The sequence below is a fragment of the Acinetobacter sp. NPDC052428 genome (assembly GCF_044547685.1).
Taxonomy (GTDB): Bacteria; Pseudomonadota; Gammaproteobacteria; order Pseudomonadales; family Moraxellaceae; genus Acinetobacter; species Acinetobacter lwoffii_G.
The window spans coordinates 133820-148368 of record NZ_JBIUAT010000001.1 but is presented as its reverse complement, the minus strand read 5'-3'; the positions used below and the strand labels follow the sequence as shown (position 1 = coordinate 148368).

General features: G+C 45.0%; 14 protein-coding genes and 4 tRNA genes. 5 read left to right on the top strand and 13 right to left on the bottom strand.

Annotation, left to right across the window (positions count from 1 at the left end):
* Positions 1-75: 75 nt before the first annotated feature.
* Entirely contained in the window at positions 76-1008 is a 933-nt protein-coding gene (locus ACIG3F_RS00715; protein WP_396468942.1) for a rhodanese-related sulfurtransferase, read from the bottom strand.
* 189 nt (positions 1009-1197) lie between these two features.
* Here ACIG3F_RS00715 and ACIG3F_RS00710 point away from each other — a divergent pair, with 189 nt between their 5' ends.
* From ACIG3F_RS00710 to ACIG3F_RS00695, 4 genes are all read left to right on the top strand, one after another.
* Positions 1198-1683: a DUF1289 domain-containing protein gene (locus ACIG3F_RS00710; RefSeq protein ID WP_005252584.1), complete on the top strand. Its 486-nt coding sequence runs from the start codon at positions 1198-1200 to the stop codon at positions 1681-1683.
* A 45-nt stretch (positions 1684-1728) separates the two neighbouring features.
* Positions 1729-2340, top strand: coding sequence for a LysE family translocator (locus ACIG3F_RS00705; protein WP_153566833.1), 612 nt, complete (start codon positions 1729-1731; stop codon positions 2338-2340).
* Between the two features lie 90 nt (positions 2341-2430).
* A complete protein-coding gene (locus ACIG3F_RS00700; RefSeq protein WP_396468939.1) occupies positions 2431-4236 on the top strand; it encodes a DUF2157 domain-containing protein in 1806 nt (601 codons plus the stop codon).
* Entirely contained in the window at positions 4236-4802 is a 567-nt protein-coding gene (locus ACIG3F_RS00695; protein ID WP_396469091.1) for a GDYXXLXY domain-containing protein, read from the top strand. The genes ACIG3F_RS00700 and ACIG3F_RS00695 overlap by 1 nt, the downstream gene beginning before the upstream one ends.
* Before the next feature lie 68 nt (positions 4803-4870).
* Here the strand turns inward: ACIG3F_RS00695 and panD are convergent, their stop codons facing one another.
* The 11 genes from panD to ACIG3F_RS00640 all read right to left on the bottom strand — a co-directional run bounded on the left by panD (position 4871) and on the right by ACIG3F_RS00640 (position 10968).
* Positions 4871-5251, bottom strand: coding sequence for an aspartate 1-decarboxylase (gene panD, locus ACIG3F_RS00690; RefSeq protein WP_005265888.1), 381 nt, complete (start codon positions 5249-5251; stop codon positions 4871-4873).
* Positions 5252-5395: 144 nt separating this feature from the next.
* Positions 5396-5977, bottom strand: coding sequence for an aminoacyl-tRNA hydrolase (pth, locus tag ACIG3F_RS00685; protein WP_195725714.1), 582 nt, complete (start codon positions 5975-5977; stop codon positions 5396-5398).
* Between the two features lie 18 nt (positions 5978-5995).
* Positions 5996-6292 (bottom strand): 50S ribosomal protein L25, encoded by a 297-nt coding sequence (gene rplY / locus ACIG3F_RS00680; protein ID WP_004645781.1) that lies wholly within the window; start codon positions 6290-6292, stop codon positions 5996-5998.
* A 98-nt stretch (positions 6293-6390) separates the two neighbouring features.
* Entirely contained in the window at positions 6391-7344 is a 954-nt protein-coding gene (locus ACIG3F_RS00675; RefSeq protein WP_004280601.1) for a ribose-phosphate pyrophosphokinase, read from the bottom strand.
* Positions 7345-7380: 36 nt separating this feature from the next.
* Positions 7381-7455: transfer RNA gene (locus ACIG3F_RS00670), tRNA-Gln, on the bottom strand.
* A 92-nt stretch (positions 7456-7547) separates the two neighbouring features.
* Positions 7548-7622 (bottom strand) — tRNA-Gln (locus tag ACIG3F_RS00665).
* Between the two features lie 20 nt (positions 7623-7642).
* Positions 7643-7717 (bottom strand) — tRNA-Gln (locus tag ACIG3F_RS00660).
* A gap of 26 nt (positions 7718-7743) precedes the next feature.
* Positions 7744-7818: transfer RNA gene (locus ACIG3F_RS00655), tRNA-Gln, on the bottom strand.
* A 2-nt stretch (positions 7819-7820) separates the two neighbouring features.
* On the bottom strand, positions 7821-8648 hold the full coding sequence (ispE, locus tag ACIG3F_RS00650; RefSeq protein ID WP_396469089.1) for a 4-(cytidine 5'-diphospho)-2-C-methyl-D-erythritol kinase: 828 nt from the start codon (positions 8646-8648) through the stop codon (positions 7821-7823).
* A 21-nt stretch (positions 8649-8669) separates the two neighbouring features.
* A complete protein-coding gene (gene lolB, locus ACIG3F_RS00645) occupies positions 8670-9248 on the bottom strand; it encodes a lipoprotein insertase outer membrane protein LolB (protein WP_396468935.1) in 579 nt (192 codons plus the stop codon).
* Positions 9249-9255: 7 nt separating this feature from the next.
* Complete coding sequence (locus tag ACIG3F_RS00640) at positions 9256-10968, bottom strand: tetratricopeptide repeat protein (RefSeq protein ID WP_219308724.1); 1713 nt, start codon at positions 10966-10968, stop codon at positions 9256-9258.
* A gap of 79 nt (positions 10969-11047) precedes the next feature.
* Here ACIG3F_RS00640 and hemA point away from each other — a divergent pair, with 79 nt between their 5' ends.
* On the top strand, positions 11048-12337 hold the full coding sequence (gene hemA / locus ACIG3F_RS00635; protein ID WP_396468932.1) for a glutamyl-tRNA reductase: 1290 nt from the start codon (positions 11048-11050) through the stop codon (positions 12335-12337).
* 139 nt (positions 12338-12476) lie between these two features.
* On the opposite strand, the gene ACIG3F_RS00630 is transcribed toward hemA, so the two are convergent.
* Positions 12477-14399 (bottom strand): DNA primase, encoded by a 1923-nt coding sequence (locus ACIG3F_RS00630; RefSeq protein ID WP_005252568.1) that lies wholly within the window; start codon positions 14397-14399, stop codon positions 12477-12479.
* Positions 14400-14549: the final 150 nt, after the last annotated feature.

Sequence of the window (14549 nt, the reverse complement as noted above, 5' to 3'; positions counted from 1 at the left end):
TTGCTGTTGTGATTTTTATGTAAACAAAAAACCCTCCGAAGAGGGTTTTTATATATTTCATTACAAAAGGCCAAATTAGAGGCGTTTGCGTTTTGCTGCTAAAATTTGTGATTGACGCATACGGAAACCTTCTTTTTGTTTCTCCGAGGTTTTGTCAATACAGTACACACAAGAGACACCATGTTCATAACTTGGGAGGGCAACTTCTTCTGGAAGTAAAGGCCAGCCACACGCATGACACTTGGTATTTTGGCCTTCTTCAACACCGTGCGTTACGGCAGTACGACCATCAAACACGAAGCATTCACCTTCCCACATGCTTTCTTCAGCCGGGGTTTCTTCCAGGTATTTTAGAATGCCGCCTTTCAGGTGATACACTTCGGTAAAACCTTCTTGTAGAAGAAGTGAAGTGGATTTTTCACAACGAATACCGCCAGTACAGAACATGGCAATTTTCTTGTCTTTGTGCTGTTCCAGATTATTTTTCACGTATTCAGGGAATTCGCGGAAGCTTTCAGTTTTCGGATCAATCGCGCCTTTGAACGTACCTGCTTTGTATTCGTAATCGTTACGGGTATCAACCAGAACCACGTCATCACGTGCAATCAGTTCGTTCCATTCTTTTGGATCAAGATAGTGACCGACTAAATCACGCGGTTTCACTTCCACGCCTAAAGTCACGATTTCTTTTTTTAATTTAATTTTCATTTTACGGAATGGTTTTTCAGAACTGTCAGATTCTTTGTATTCCATTTCGTTAAAACCTTCATTCAGAAGGAACTGGTGAATTTGATCAATCGATGCACGGTCGCCTGCAACCGTACCGTTAATGCCTTCACCTGCCACAATTAGAGTACCGCAAAGGTTGATGGATTTTACCAGGTCCAGAAGACGTTGCTGAAGATCGGCAGGATCTTGAACTTCTTTGAATTGATAAAGTGCGGCAACAACCCAACCAGTCGTCGCTTGCTGTTCTACAGGTGCAAGCTGTTCTACAGTAGCGTTCATGGAATACTCCAACGTAGCATGATAATTTGAAAGGCGCATATTTTAGCTTGATTCGAGTGAATAAGCGAGTAAAACGCAAGTCTTTTAACAGGCTTCAATTCATGAGGGAGAGCGTGTATAGTCATGCCCGACCCAGGATTTTGTGCAGTGATGCAGATACTGAAAGTTGCAGTATCTTTGGAGTGTGTTTTGAGTTCAGATCGTCGTATTGCGTCTTTAACCCCATGTGCAGGGCGTTGTTCGACCGTATTTGGTGATGCGGTATGTCGTGGTTGCCGCCGTTTTAATCATGAAGTGATTCACTGGAATACGTATAGTGCCGAGCAGCATCGAGCTGTGTGGCAACGCCTGGATGCACAGCTGGATCAGATTCTGGTGCCGCTGTTACCGCATGCCGATCTTGTCAAAGTGCAGGCCTTTGTGCTGTCGAAACGGGTGCGTTTGCGTGATGATGCTTCCAAAGGGCGCAAGTTGTATCATGCTTTAAAGTTGTGTGAAAAAAATCGGCATTTTACCGACGATAGTGGTTTGGGCATCCATTATAAGCAGGTGCGTCCGTTGTGGGATGAGTTTGAGCGCCGGATCTTGGCCTTGGCTACTGCCAGTTATGATCTGGCTTTTCTGCGGGCAGACGGTATCAGTCAGCATCTGATTCATATACAAGAGGAGGACTAAGTCCTCTTTTTTTATGCATAAAAATAACAATAGCTGAGGGGTGGCATGAATATTAGTGAATATTTTTTATATTGTCTGGCTGTTGTGGTGATGATCGCTACACCTGGCCCAGTGATGTTGCTGGTTGCTAGCGCCGGTTTAAAAGGTGGCTATACGGCAGCTTTAAGAACCATTTTTGGTACCAATTTTGCCTCCCTAGTTTTAATTGCTTTATCTATATTAAGTTTGAAAGGTTTGCTGGTTATCAATGCGCAATGGCTAGATACGATCAAGTTACTGGGCTGTTTATATATTGGCTATCTAGGCTGGCAGATTTTCCGTGAAGTTATTTTTAAGCAGCAGGAGCAAGCTCAGGAGAATCTAGTTCCTGTGCATGGTGGTTTTCGACAAGGTTTTTTGGTTGGTATTTCTAATCCGAAGGACATTATTTTCTTTGCGGCTTTTTTCCCGCAGTTTATCGGGATTACTCCTGATCTTGATTTAAGTTTAATTATTTTGACTTTGAGCTGGATTCTCCTGGATTTTCTGACTTTGTCTGTGGTGTATTTGGGTTTCAACCACTTATCCCATTCTCGACTCTATCCACATTTGCTGGCATTGTGCGGCATGATTCTGCTCATGATTGCAGGGTACGGAATTTATCAAATCCTGATTTAAAAATGTACAGCATACTTGAACTGTTCCTGCCTGGCATATCCTGCAAAAATCATGCTAAGGTGAAATCAAATAAAAATTGAACAGATTAGCATGTCCAGAACAGTACCATCGCCAGATCGTCCATTTTCCCCGCTGTTATTTATTCAACCTGCTGTGATTCAAATTCTTCAAATCATTGGGCTGGCGCTGATCGCTGTCAGTATCGTGTATCTGCTGGCAGCAAACTGGTGGATGTTGCCCAAATTTGTCCAGCTGTTTATTCCTCAAATTTTATTGCTGGGTTCAGCATTACTGAGTGTGCGTTTCACTGCGCGGGAAAAGTTAAGACAAAGTCTGGATACTGTATCGGGTCTAATGCTGGGCTTAAGTCTGGCCGTGATTGGACAGATTTATCAGACTGGTGCTGACAGTTATCAGTTATTTCTGCTTTGGGCTTTGCTGTTGCTGCCTTGGCTGTATCGGCCGAATATTGGGATCTTTGCATTATTTTGTGTGGTCAGCCAGTTAGCACTCTATTTTTATTTTAAACAAAGCTTTTGGCTGGTGCGTGCTGAAACTCTTTATCTGCTCGGTCTGAATCTGTTGACCGGGCTAAGTATGATCTATGCCTTACGTTATTATCCGGTTTTGCGCTATCTGTTTATCGCTGTCGTGGTGCTTATTTCAGTAGTAAGTATGTTCCGGTTTATCGACTCGGATTCGATCTGGTATTTGGCTTCGGTGCTGGTTCTGCCTATTTTATTCAGTGTTTATTTCTATACCCGAAAGCAACAGCTTGAAACCAGTTTGCTTGTTGCAGGACTGGCCCTGAGTTTTAGTATTCTGATTTTTGATCTCACTGAGCAATATTTACAGGATTCTGCCGCTGGCTTATTGATACTAGCTTTGCTGATATTCAGCTGGTTCGCAGCTATTACAGGTCTGCTGATCAAGCTGTTGCCCAAGAGCCGGTTTTCGGTCATTCCATTGGCTCTGGGCGCGTGGATTGCTGGTGTGATCTTGGCCATGCTGTTGCTGACCTATTGGAAAAGTTTTTCGATTCTGATGGGAATCATTTTTATCGCAGTCGCCTGGTGGTTGATTCGTAGCAAGCCCTCAGTTTTTCTGCGGCAATTGGCTTATTGTCTGTGGGTGTGCGGTCAGGCCGCGGTATTAATTCATACTCAATTACTCACAGAGAGCCTATTGCTGATTTGGCTGATACAAGTCGGCATTACGCTGTTGACTATCATGAGTCGTATGCATTGGCTGGTGGTGCTGTTGCAGTTGTTACTTGCACATATACTGGGAATTGCAGTTCTGGTCGAGCAACATGCATTTTTTCAGGATCAGCGCTTGCTGACGTGGATCATGCTGCTGAATTACAGTATTCTGACTGTGGCTTTGATTACTGCGAGATACTGGCTCGCTTCAGCTTATGCCAAAAGCGTGAATTTATTGATGATCAGTATTTTGGCGGTGACGGCTATTTTTCAATGCCTGCTGCAATTTGGTGTGGCTCAGCAATTGCAGCCACGCGGTATAGATGAAGCGATTATTTTCTATATTTTGCCAGCGCTCTGGCTATTGAGTTTTGTTGGGATTCATCTCAAGCAATTTTCACGGATTCAACTCTGGCTCATTCCTGCTGCCGGAATTCTGCTGATTGCATTGGGTTACTTTGAAATTTTTATGATTCTGGTGTTTCTGGCTTGGGCAATGGTGAATCAACAACGATTGATGCAAGCCTTGAGCATTTTGCTACTGATCTTCTGGTTATGGCTGCTGTATTACAATCTGGGACTGAGTTTTTTATTTAAAAGTGTCAGTATTTTTGCCTCAGGTGTGTTGGTGTTGCTTCTGGCTTATGTGTTGAGTTTACCGAAGTTTCAGCTGAAAGCAGGAGTAGGCTCATGATGAAAAAATTTATGGCACTGCATCTCAGTATTTTTAGTATTGCTTTATTCGTAGGTTTAATTGTCCAGCATGAATGGCATCTGGCCAAAAGCGACAGCATCTTTGTCGAATTGGCACCAGTCGATCCGCGTTCGATCCTGCAAGGGGATTATATGGCACTGAACTATGATCTGCATTTTAGCGCAGTGGCAGCGGAGAATGGTTCCGAACAGCCAGTTTATGACATCAGGACTGAAGATTTTAAAAATCAATCCAATGTGATGAGCTATGTGCAGCTGGATCAACAGCGCAGAGTGATCAAAACCAGTTTTGATCGAAGTGCACTCAATCAGTCGCAACGTTCAGCCCGATTAATTTTGAAAAACCCACGCAATACTTTTGAGGCTTTATATCCTGCTGCTAACAGTTTCATGTTCGCCGAGGGCCTAGAGCCTTGTTATCGTAATGCCAAATTTGCAGAGCTGAAGGTGAAGAAAAATGGCAAGGCCTTGTTGTTTGATCTGCTTGATCAGCAATTAAAACCTTTAAACTGTGAAAACTCTAAAAGCTGGCGAGAGGGCAGTTAAACAGGTCAATATTCCAGTATTAAAAAAGCCCGCGATGTGCGAGCTTTTGGGTATCTGGTCTGATCAGCTTATGCGACTTGTACCGGAATACAGTTGGCAGTGTGGCTGACTGTATTGTTTGGGGTAGCATAAACCAAGCGAGGCTGATGGGCATTCGCTTCAGCTTCAGTGAAATCGCCAAAGGTTGCAATAATCACGATATCGCCTACATCGGCCTGATGCGCAGCACCACCATTCACTGAAATGATGCCTGAATTGTCTTCGCCACGAATTGCATAAGTTGCAAAACGTTTACCATTGGTCACGTTCCACACATGAATTTCTTCGTATTCACGAATGCCAGCCAAATCCATCAAAACGCCATCAATTGCACATGAACCTTCATAGTGTAGTTCTGCATGTGTAACGTGAGCGCGGTGAATTTTGCATTTTAATAAACGAGATAGCATGGCTAGCGTCCCCTGAGTTGACCTAAGAGTTTGATCATTTGGTTAAATCAATCTTGCTTGCTGTATGGTGAACAATCGAGCAAACGCATTTTGCGCTTAAATAAACTTTCTGGCAAGCGGAATTGTCCAGCAATTTTTGAATGTTTAGTTCGGCTTATATGCGTTGATTTGATTCATGGCTTGCTGTACTTCACCGTTCACCAGCATTTTTGTGCGGGCGAGGGCATGGGAAATCGCATCATCCATTAAGTTCTGTTCGCTGCTAGGTGCTTTACTGAGCACATGACCGGAAACACGGTCTTTGGCACCAGGATGACCAATTCCAATACGCAGGCGATGGAAGTTTGAACCAATATGCGGAACGATATCGCGTAGACCATTATGACCACCGTGACCACCGCCAGTTTTCAGGCGAATGACACCAGGATTCATGTCCAGTTCATCATGGGCAATCAGGATCGATTCAGGTGCGATATTGTAAAATTTGGCGAAAGGAACAACACTTTTACCGGAAAGGTTCATAAAGGTTGTCGGTAGAAGAAGACGGACGTCTTGACCTTCGATATTGCCACGACCGCTAAATCCGTTGAATTTTGGGTCTTTTTTGAGGACAATGCCATATTGCTCTGCAAGGCGTTCTACGAACCAGAAGCCTGCATTATGGCGGGTTTGGGCATACTCAGAACCTGGGTTACCCAAACCTACAATCAGTGAAATATTTGACACTAATTACACCATTAACACTTATGCGCGTTTGAAGTCAGCGTGCATTGGTGTGTTTTTAGCTGGGTGACGTTGTAACGCTTGGATTTTCACGCTTTCAACTTTACCGTCTACATCAATTTCGATAACTTCTTCAAAGAATGAATTGTTTTCTAAGAATTTAACAAGCTGACGAAGCTCAACAGTAATTGCTACAGGAGCAGCTTCACCACCGTAGATGATTGCAGGAACTTTAGCTTGAAGACGAAGGCGGCGGCTCGCACCTTTCCCTTGAACTGCTTCTTCACGTGCTGCTGCGTTTAATACGAAGTTTGCCATGATAGACATCCTATTTAAGTTAAATGAACCAGACTTGCGACCAGTCTGGTGAGTAAAAGCCCTACCAAATGGCAGGGCTTTGAAAATTCAGCGCTCTATTATAGATAAGAATCGAACATTGCGCTAATAGATTCTTCGTTGTTAATACGACGAATCGTTTCGGCAACCATGCTGGCTACTGAAACCTGGCGAATCTTGCCCAGTGCTAAAGCTTCATCAGAAAGAGGAATGGTATCAGTCACAACCAGTTCATCAATCACAGAATTCTTTAAGTTTTCAATCGCTTTACCAGAAAGTACTGGATGCGTTGCATACGCAACAACCTTGCGAGCACCGAAAGTTTTCAATGCATCAGCAGCTTTGCATAACGTACCAGCCGTATCTACCATGTCATCAACGATGACACAATCACGATCTTTCACATCGCCAATCAAATGCATCACTTGTGATTCATTCGCTTTTTGACGACGCTTATCGATGATTGCAAGATCGATATCGCCCATTTGTTTCGCAACAGCACGTGCACGCACTACACCACCCACGTCAGGTGAAACCACCATCAGGTTGTGATGCGATTGTTGACGCAAGTCAGCAAGTAGCGCTGGTGTACCGTAGATGTTGTCTACAGGGATATCGAAGAAGCCTTGGATCTGGTCAGCGTGCAAGTCGATCATCACAACACGGTCAACGCCTACAGTAGTCAGCATGTCTGCTACAACTTTTGCAGTAATTGGAACACGTGCTGAACGTGGACGACGGTCTTGACGAGCATAACCAAAATAAGGAATCACGGCAGTAATACGACCCGCACTTGCACGACGCAAAGCATCAGCCATCACCAAGATTTCCATCAGGTTATCATTAGTTGGGGCACAAGTAGGTTGTACGATAAATACGTCTTTACCACGAACGTTTTCAGTAATCTCGACAGCAATTTCACCGTCAGAGAACTGACCTACAGAGGCAGCGCCTAGAGGAATATGTAAGTGACTTACGACTTTTTGAGCGAATTGTGGATGCGCAGATCCACTAAAAACGACAAGATTGGGCATGAAGCACCCTTGGCGGTTGGGATATATGGGAATAGATGGCAGGGGTAGCTGGATTCGAACCAACGGATGCCGAGATCAAAACCCGGTGCCTTACCACTTGGCGATACCCCTAATGCGGCAGAACTTTAATATTTTTGCGGTAAAGTGTCAAGGTAAATTAACAGTCTTACAGCAAATGAGTGTTCTGTCTTTTTTCGAGAAAATGGCAGGGGCGGCTGGATTCGAACCAACGGATGCCGAGATCAAAACCCGGTGCCTTACCACTTGGCGACGCCCCTAAATTTGATGAACTGTAAGATGGCAGGGGTAGCTGGATTCGAACCAACGGATGCCGAGATCAAAACCCGGTGCCTTACCACTTGGCGATACCCCTAATACAGTACATCTACAGGTGAAAAATGGCAGGGGTAGCTGGATTCGAACCAACGGATGCCGAGATCAAAACCCGGTGCCTTACCACTTGGCGATACCCCTATCTACACTTTAAACTGAACTAAAGGTGATTCTTGTAAACTGTTGACCAGGTAAGCTTTACATGGTGCATTTGCAAGAATATCTTCGATATTCAGATTTTCAGTGACTTCAATAAACACACAAGCACCTGTACCTGTAAGCTTTGCTTTTCCGAACTGGTCGAGATATTGCATTGCTTCATCGACTTCAGGATATAAGCTTCTTGCCAGTGGCTCAAAGTTATTTCCAAAATCAGATGGCGTTTCCTGATAGGCGCAAAATTTAGTGCTCTTCGTGTCTCTTGTCAATGCTTTTTGCGAAAAAAGCAGTTGAGTGCTGATAAAACAATCAGGTTTTAACACAATGAATTTTTTTTGATCTAAGTCTATGAATGTTAAGTGTTCGCCAATACCTTCGGCCCAGGCATTTTTGCCATGCACAAATATCGGGACATCTGCCCCTAGTTTAACTCCGAGATCTGCTAGTTGCTCAATATTTAAACCGCACTGCCAGAGCTGGTTGATCACAATCAGGGTCGTCGCTGCATTGGAAGACCCTCCACCCAGACCTGCGCCCATCGGAATGTTTTTTTCCAGACGGATCTTTAGCCCGCAAGGCGTTTTGGCATAAGGCTTCAACAACTGGATCGCCCGATAGATTAAATTCTGTTGCAGATCGACTGAGGCCAGGCCTTCTATCTGAATCGCATCATCAGCGCTTTGTTCAAAATCCAGCCAGTCACATAGATCAATCAGCTGAAAAATACTTTGCAGTTCATGATAGCCATTTTCACGGCGACCGGTGATATGTAAAAACAAATTCAGTTTAGCAGGCGAGGGAACACGAATCATCATGGGCTGGAATCAGGTCAATTAACGGTTTTCAATGATCATTGTAATACGGTTTTCTGCACCATTTCCAAGTGACTGCTTTAAAATCAAACGGTTTGGCATTTTGGCCTGCGCATTATAATTGAGATCGACCGTCCAGCCCTGTTCGATAATCTGGCTGATTCGCTGTGCATCATCTTTTTTAAGCTGTGCCGCTGCTGTGGCAGGTCGCGCCTGAACCCAGTCGACTAAATGACTAATCGGCGCTTGCCAGCCTGTTGCGCGTTGCAGTAATTCCTCGGCACTGGCTGCCTGAATCACACCGGTTTTTGCGCTGTTTAAGGTCACTTGTCCCGGTGTGCCAGAAATCTGGGTCTTACCGACGCCTAAAATACCGCTGAGCTCAATATCAAATTCTTCCTGCTGTTGTACCCAAGTAAAGAATGCGCTGCCAGTCTGTTGAGGGGTGCGAACGCCAATTTTACCTTGCAGCTGAAATTGATTCTCCACCTGTACAGACGGAGTAGTAGGCGTTTGTGGCTTGATCATCTGCTGACAGCCAGTTAAAAATAAAGCAGTGGCTGCCAAGGCACAGCAGCCCAATTGGCTCAAATTGCGCATAAATTAATTAACTCGTTTTGGTTTGTGGTGCTAACAATAGCGAATTAAGTTGTTTCAATTCTGGGTCATTTGGATGGTTTTGTTGTAATTGTTGTAACACTTGGTGGAAGTGTTGTAGATCACCTTTCATGTACAATGATCGAGCATAACGTACCCCAATCTTCACATTTGGATTCAATTGATAAGCTTTGTATAACACGTCTGCAGCTGTAGCGAAATCATTCTGTAAATAACAGATATAACCATAGGTATCCAGAATGGATGCCTGTTCTGGTGCATATTCCAGTGCCTGTTCAACATAGCGGCGTGCTTCTTCGAGACGGCGGTTCTGCATCGCCAGGGTATAGGCATAGGCATTCAGATAGGTCGGACTATTCGGTTCAATTTTAAGTAAAGTGCTGAGTAATTCATCCAGCTTGTTGCGATCCTGATGAGGATCTAGCAACAGGACTTGCGAATAAACCAGTTCAGGGTCATCCGGCAGGTTTTTGCTGGCTTCTTCCAACAGGCGGATCGCGGCTTTTTTATTCTGCATGCGCGTCAAAATATCCGCTTGGGCTAGATAAAGGAAGCTGGCATGTTGTGGATAATTGACCCGTTCCTGAGTCAGGAAACGCAGTGCATCATGCAGTTTATCCTGCTGGGCAAAAATCGAAATCATGTTACGGCGCGAGACCGTGTACAGACTGCCATCGACCAGACGATAATAGGCTTTGGCTGTTTCATAGTGCTGTTTGCGTTCTGCATTGACCGCCAGATAATAATAGGCTTCGTTCTGATATTGTGCAGAATAACGCAGTTCAACCAGATATTTTTCGGCCTTCTCGTATTCTTCTAAGTCAATACTGGTCAGTCCGGCAATAAACAGGGCTTCTTCGGCAGTCGGCCATTTTTTTAGAATGTCTTGCAGTTTTTTCAGCGCCAAAGTCGCTTCGTTCAGCTTGACCAGATATTTGACTTCCGCCAGACGTACATCCAGATTATTGCGGTGTTTACGGCTGGATTTTTCATACCATTGCAGTGTCGCCTGAGTATCGCCGAGTGCATTGAGCAGATTGGCTTTCATCAAAATATAGCCGGTCGCATTCGGACGTTTTTTTAAGGCGCGGTTAACTGTATTTAGAGCCTGTTCGAGCTGACCATTTTGTGCTTCCAGACCGGCTACCAGCACCAGAATAGACGGATTGTCCTTGGCTTTGGTAGTGCTTAAAGCCTGAATCAGATAAGTACGATCCTCGGTGCCTTCCGGTGAAATTCCGGCAAGAATTTCTTCCAGATCGGCACTGTCATCAATTTGCAGGATTTTTTCTAAGGTCTCAGCAGCCAGCTCATATTCATGCGCTTTAAGGGCAATATGTGATAAATAAAATAAAGCAGGGACGTCTTGTGGCTCTTGTACCACCCAGTGCGTGGAGATATCTAGTGCTGCCTGCAGGTCATCATGTTCCAGCGCGACATTCAGTGCGCGCTGTTTGACTGAAGTGGAATTGCTCTTGATCGCCAGTACCGTATAGTTGTGCAAAGCGGTCGGAATGTCGTGTGCAGCGATGGCAAACTCAGCCATCATACTTTGTTTTATCGCATCATAATTTTGATTTGCATGGTAAACTGCTTCCGCTGCATAGAGATGTGCAGTCGAAGCCATGCTACCCACCAGTAGGAATGTGGTAGAATATTGCTTAATTGTAGGGCCGTTGATACGGCTAATTGTTTGACGCAATTTTTTATTGATCCAAGTAATGCTTTTTATGACACCGATGTTGCACAATAGCATAAATTTAGTGAAATGATGACCTGATATGTCTTTCTTTGCATTGGGTGTCAACCATCAAACTGCCTCTGTAGAACTGCGCGAACAAGTGGCGTTTAACCCTGAAAAGTTAAGTGCCATTCTTGCCGAGCAAAGCCAACACCCTGAACTGAACGACATGGTGGTGGTGTCTACATGTAACCGGACCGAAGTTTACGCCATGTCTGACAATGCTGACATGGTGCTGAACTGGCTCGCCCAGAAAAATGGGGTGGATGTCAAACAACTGCAACATCATGTCTATCGTTATGAAAGTGCCCAGGCAGTGACGCATCTGATGCGCGTCGCCAGTGGACTGGATTCACTGATGCTGGGTGAACCACAAATTCTGGGACAGGTCAAAACTGCACTTTCTCTGGCCAAAGACTCCCATACGGTGTCGCGCGATCTCAACCGGATTTTTGAATATGCTTTTTATGCCGCTAAACGCGTGCGTTCGGAAACGGCTGTCGGCAGTCATGCGGTCTCGATGGGCTATGCGGTGGCGCAACTGGCCTTGCAAGTATTTAGTCATCCGGACAAGCTGACCATTATGGTGGTAGCAGCCGGGGAGATGAACAGTCTGGTGGCCAAACACCTCGCAGAGATGGGGGTGGGCAAGATTATTATCTGTAACCGTACCCGCGAGCGTGCGGATATTCTGGCACAGGAAATTGCACATCGAGTTGAAGTCGAAATTATAGATTTTGATCAGCTTGCAGAAAATCTGCATCGTGCCGATGTCATTTCCAGTTGTACCGGCAGTTTGCATCAGGTGATTCACTATCCTGATATCAAGGCAGCATTAAAGAAACGCCGTTACCAGCAGATGCTGCTGGTCGATCTGGCAGTGCCACGCGATATTGATGCCAAAGTAGAAAGCCTGGACGGGGTTTATCTGTATGGGGTCGATGACCTGCAAAGCGTGATTGAGGAAAATCTGGCACAGCGCCGTCAAGCGGCTGTTGAGGCTGAGATCATGGTCAATCAGCTGGCTACAGAACTGATGACCCAGCAAAAGGTCAAACAGGCCGGGGCGACCATTCATGCCTATCGTGATCACGGGGAAACATTACGTCAGGAAGAATTGTCACTGGCAATGCAGCGTATTGCCAAGGGCGAAAAGGCGGAAACGGTACTGGCCGAGTTTTCACATCGTTTAACCCAAAAACTGTTGCATCCAACTTCTATTGTGCTGCGTGAGGCGGCCAAAGCGGAAGATCCTACCTATTTTGAGCTGTTACAGGAAGAACTGGGCAATGTAGTCGCGAAGCGTCGTAAATCCAGGCATTCGTTTTAATCAGCATGATGAGAAGCTTGGTTCTTTGCTGATTTGTACTTCAACATAAAACCCAGCCTGATTATTTGAGAAAATTATAAATAATAATGTGAGCTAGCAGTGACTTCATTGGATTCAAAAGAATCAATAATTTGAAAAATTAATCTTCTAACAGGGTCATTGAGCGTTTGCGGTCAATCTCATAAATCTGCATTTTCAGGTTTTTCATTTCTGCAATACTGTTAAATTTCTTGGATTTAATCTTGTTTTTTAAACACTGATATTGCAGCTTGGTTGAAAAATCAGCCGCGAGCTTATCGGCCTGTTCCGGCGATGAGGTGTAATCGCTGACATTGGCATGCTGCAGAATATGCTGCAGTTCATGATGATGGGCTGCGCAGGCACCGAGCACATAATAGATCGACAGTTCAGGATCATCCGGCAAGTCATCAAAAATCACATTCAGAATATTCAAAATCTTAAACAGCAACTGATCTTCCGCTACTAGCGCGCGCAGTGGTTCAAAATGAATATACAGATAAGGATGATTCATCAAGATCGCAATCACATATTCTTCAGCATCAATTTTGGTACTAAAGCTTAAAGATGCATCTGTATTGACCTTAGGTTGCCATTTACGATTAAAGCCCAGTTTTTCGCGGAAAAATTGCTGCAGCAGATAACGGAAGGAGCCGTGTTTGGGCAGTAATTCGGTCAGATTTTTTAGTTCACCCATAACCTGACTCTTGCCTTCAGGTGTGGTGATGTCCTGATTTTGGGTCAGATGGGCAAACACGAAGTCCGACATCAACGGTGCCTGATCCAGCAAGCGTCTGAAGTTTTCTATCCCTTCACGGCGGATCAATGAATCTGGGTCATGGTCAGCGGGCAAAACAAAGAACTTCAGCTCTCGGCCATCATTCAGCAGGGGCAGGGCAATGTCCAAGGTACGGCGCGCTGCTTTTTGACCGGCAGCATCCCCATCAAAGGCAATGGTCAGCCGGTTGCTCTGCTTGAACAGAATATTCAGGTGGTCGGTATTACTCGCTGTACCTAAAGTTGCTACTGCGCCATGAATGCCATATTGCTGAAGCGCAATCACATCCATATAGCCTTCGACCATCAGCCATTCTTGGGCTTTCTGTTTGCGGCCCTCATAGAGGCCATACAGCAACTGGTTTTTATGGAAGACCTCAGAATCTGGCGAGTTGATGTATTTCGGCTTGATCTCGTCATTCAGGGCACGGCCGCCAAAACCAACTACACGACCCTTGGTATCACGGATCGGGAAAATCACCCGTTCACGCAGCAGATCAAAATCACGGCCACTGTCGCTGGTACGAATCAGACCTAAAAGTTTTAAGCCTTCAATATCCTGAGGAAAGGCTTTTTCCAGATGTTGCCAGTCTTCGGGCGCATAGCCTAAGCGCCAATAGGCAATGGTTTCTGCAGTCAGACCACGCTGTTTAAAGTATTGCTGGGCACTCGGGCTGTTGGGTAACTGGCGTTCATAGAACTGTGCAATATTTTCCAGCAGGTCGTAGAGATTACCGTCTTGCTGAACTTCTGCCATGGGCAGGTGTTCAAAAGAAGCAAAAGGGTCACCATAAAAATCCTGTTCGACTGCCTGAAACTCTGCAAATGGGTCAAAACTCGCCGTAGATGCAGCACTATTATTTTCTGTTACTGCATTATTTTGTTGCGGCTGAGCTTGTGGTGCCGCTTGAGCAGGCGCAATTTTGAGCTTGGCTGCTTCACGTTTATATTTTAATTTATTGGAATCGGTGTTGTCTTTAGGCAGTTCGATACCGGTCTGACTGGACAGGTCTTTCATCACTTCGACGAAATTACGGCTGCCAATATCCATTAAAAAACGGATGGCATTGCCATTAGCCTGACAGCCAAAACAGTGAAAATACTGTTTGTCACGATAGACGTGGAAAGATGGTGATTTTTCCTGATGAAAAGGGCAGCAGCCTGAATAGGTACGGCCCGTTTTTTTCAGTTTTACGAATTGACCAATCACATCGACAATATCGGTGCGATCGAGAATCTGATCAATCGTATGTTGAGGAATGGCCATGGTCTGCTGAGCTTCTCGTGCTGGAATCTAAGGTCTAAATCACTGAAAAAATGAAAATAGTCTGGCTGAACATTGAATATTTCAAGTTCCTTTGTATACCTTTTGCACGTTTTGTTCAAGCCTTGGCCGGACAACGCAAAAGGGCAAGTA

Coding starts and splice junctions, on each gene's coding strand:
- ACIG3F_RS00715 (WP_396468942.1), bottom strand. CDS start 1,008: ATGAACGCTACTGTAGAACAGCTTGCACCTGTAGAACAGCAAGCGACG.
- ACIG3F_RS00705 (WP_153566833.1), top strand. CDS start 1,729: ATGAATATTAGTGAATATTTTTTATATTGTCTGGCTGTTGTGGTGATG.
- ACIG3F_RS00700 (WP_396468939.1), top strand. CDS start 2,431: ATGTCCAGAACAGTACCATCGCCAGATCGTCCATTTTCCCCGCTGTTA.
- ACIG3F_RS00695 (WP_396469091.1), top strand. CDS start 4,236: ATGAAAAAATTTATGGCACTGCATCTCAGTATTTTTAGTATTGCTTTA.
- panD (WP_005265888.1), bottom strand. CDS start 5,251: ATGCTATCTCGTTTATTAAAATGCAAAATTCACCGCGCTCACGTTACA.
- rplY (WP_004645781.1), bottom strand. CDS start 6,292: ATGGCAAACTTCGTATTAAACGCAGCAGCACGTGAAGAAGCAGTTCAA.
- ACIG3F_RS00675 (WP_004280601.1), bottom strand. CDS start 7,344: ATGCCCAATCTTGTCGTTTTTAGTGGATCTGCGCATCCACAATTCGCT.
- ispE (WP_396469089.1), bottom strand. CDS start 8,648: ATGATTCGTGTTCCCTCGCCTGCTAAACTGAATTTGTTTTTACATATC.
- lolB (WP_396468935.1), bottom strand. CDS start 9,248: ATGCGCAATTTGAGCCAATTGGGCTGCTGTGCCTTGGCAGCCACTGCT.
- hemA (WP_396468932.1), top strand. CDS start 11,048: ATGTCTTTCTTTGCATTGGGTGTCAACCATCAAACTGCCTCTGTAGAA.
- ACIG3F_RS00630 (WP_005252568.1), bottom strand. CDS start 14,399: ATGGCCATTCCTCAACATACGATTGATCAGATTCTCGATCGCACCGAT.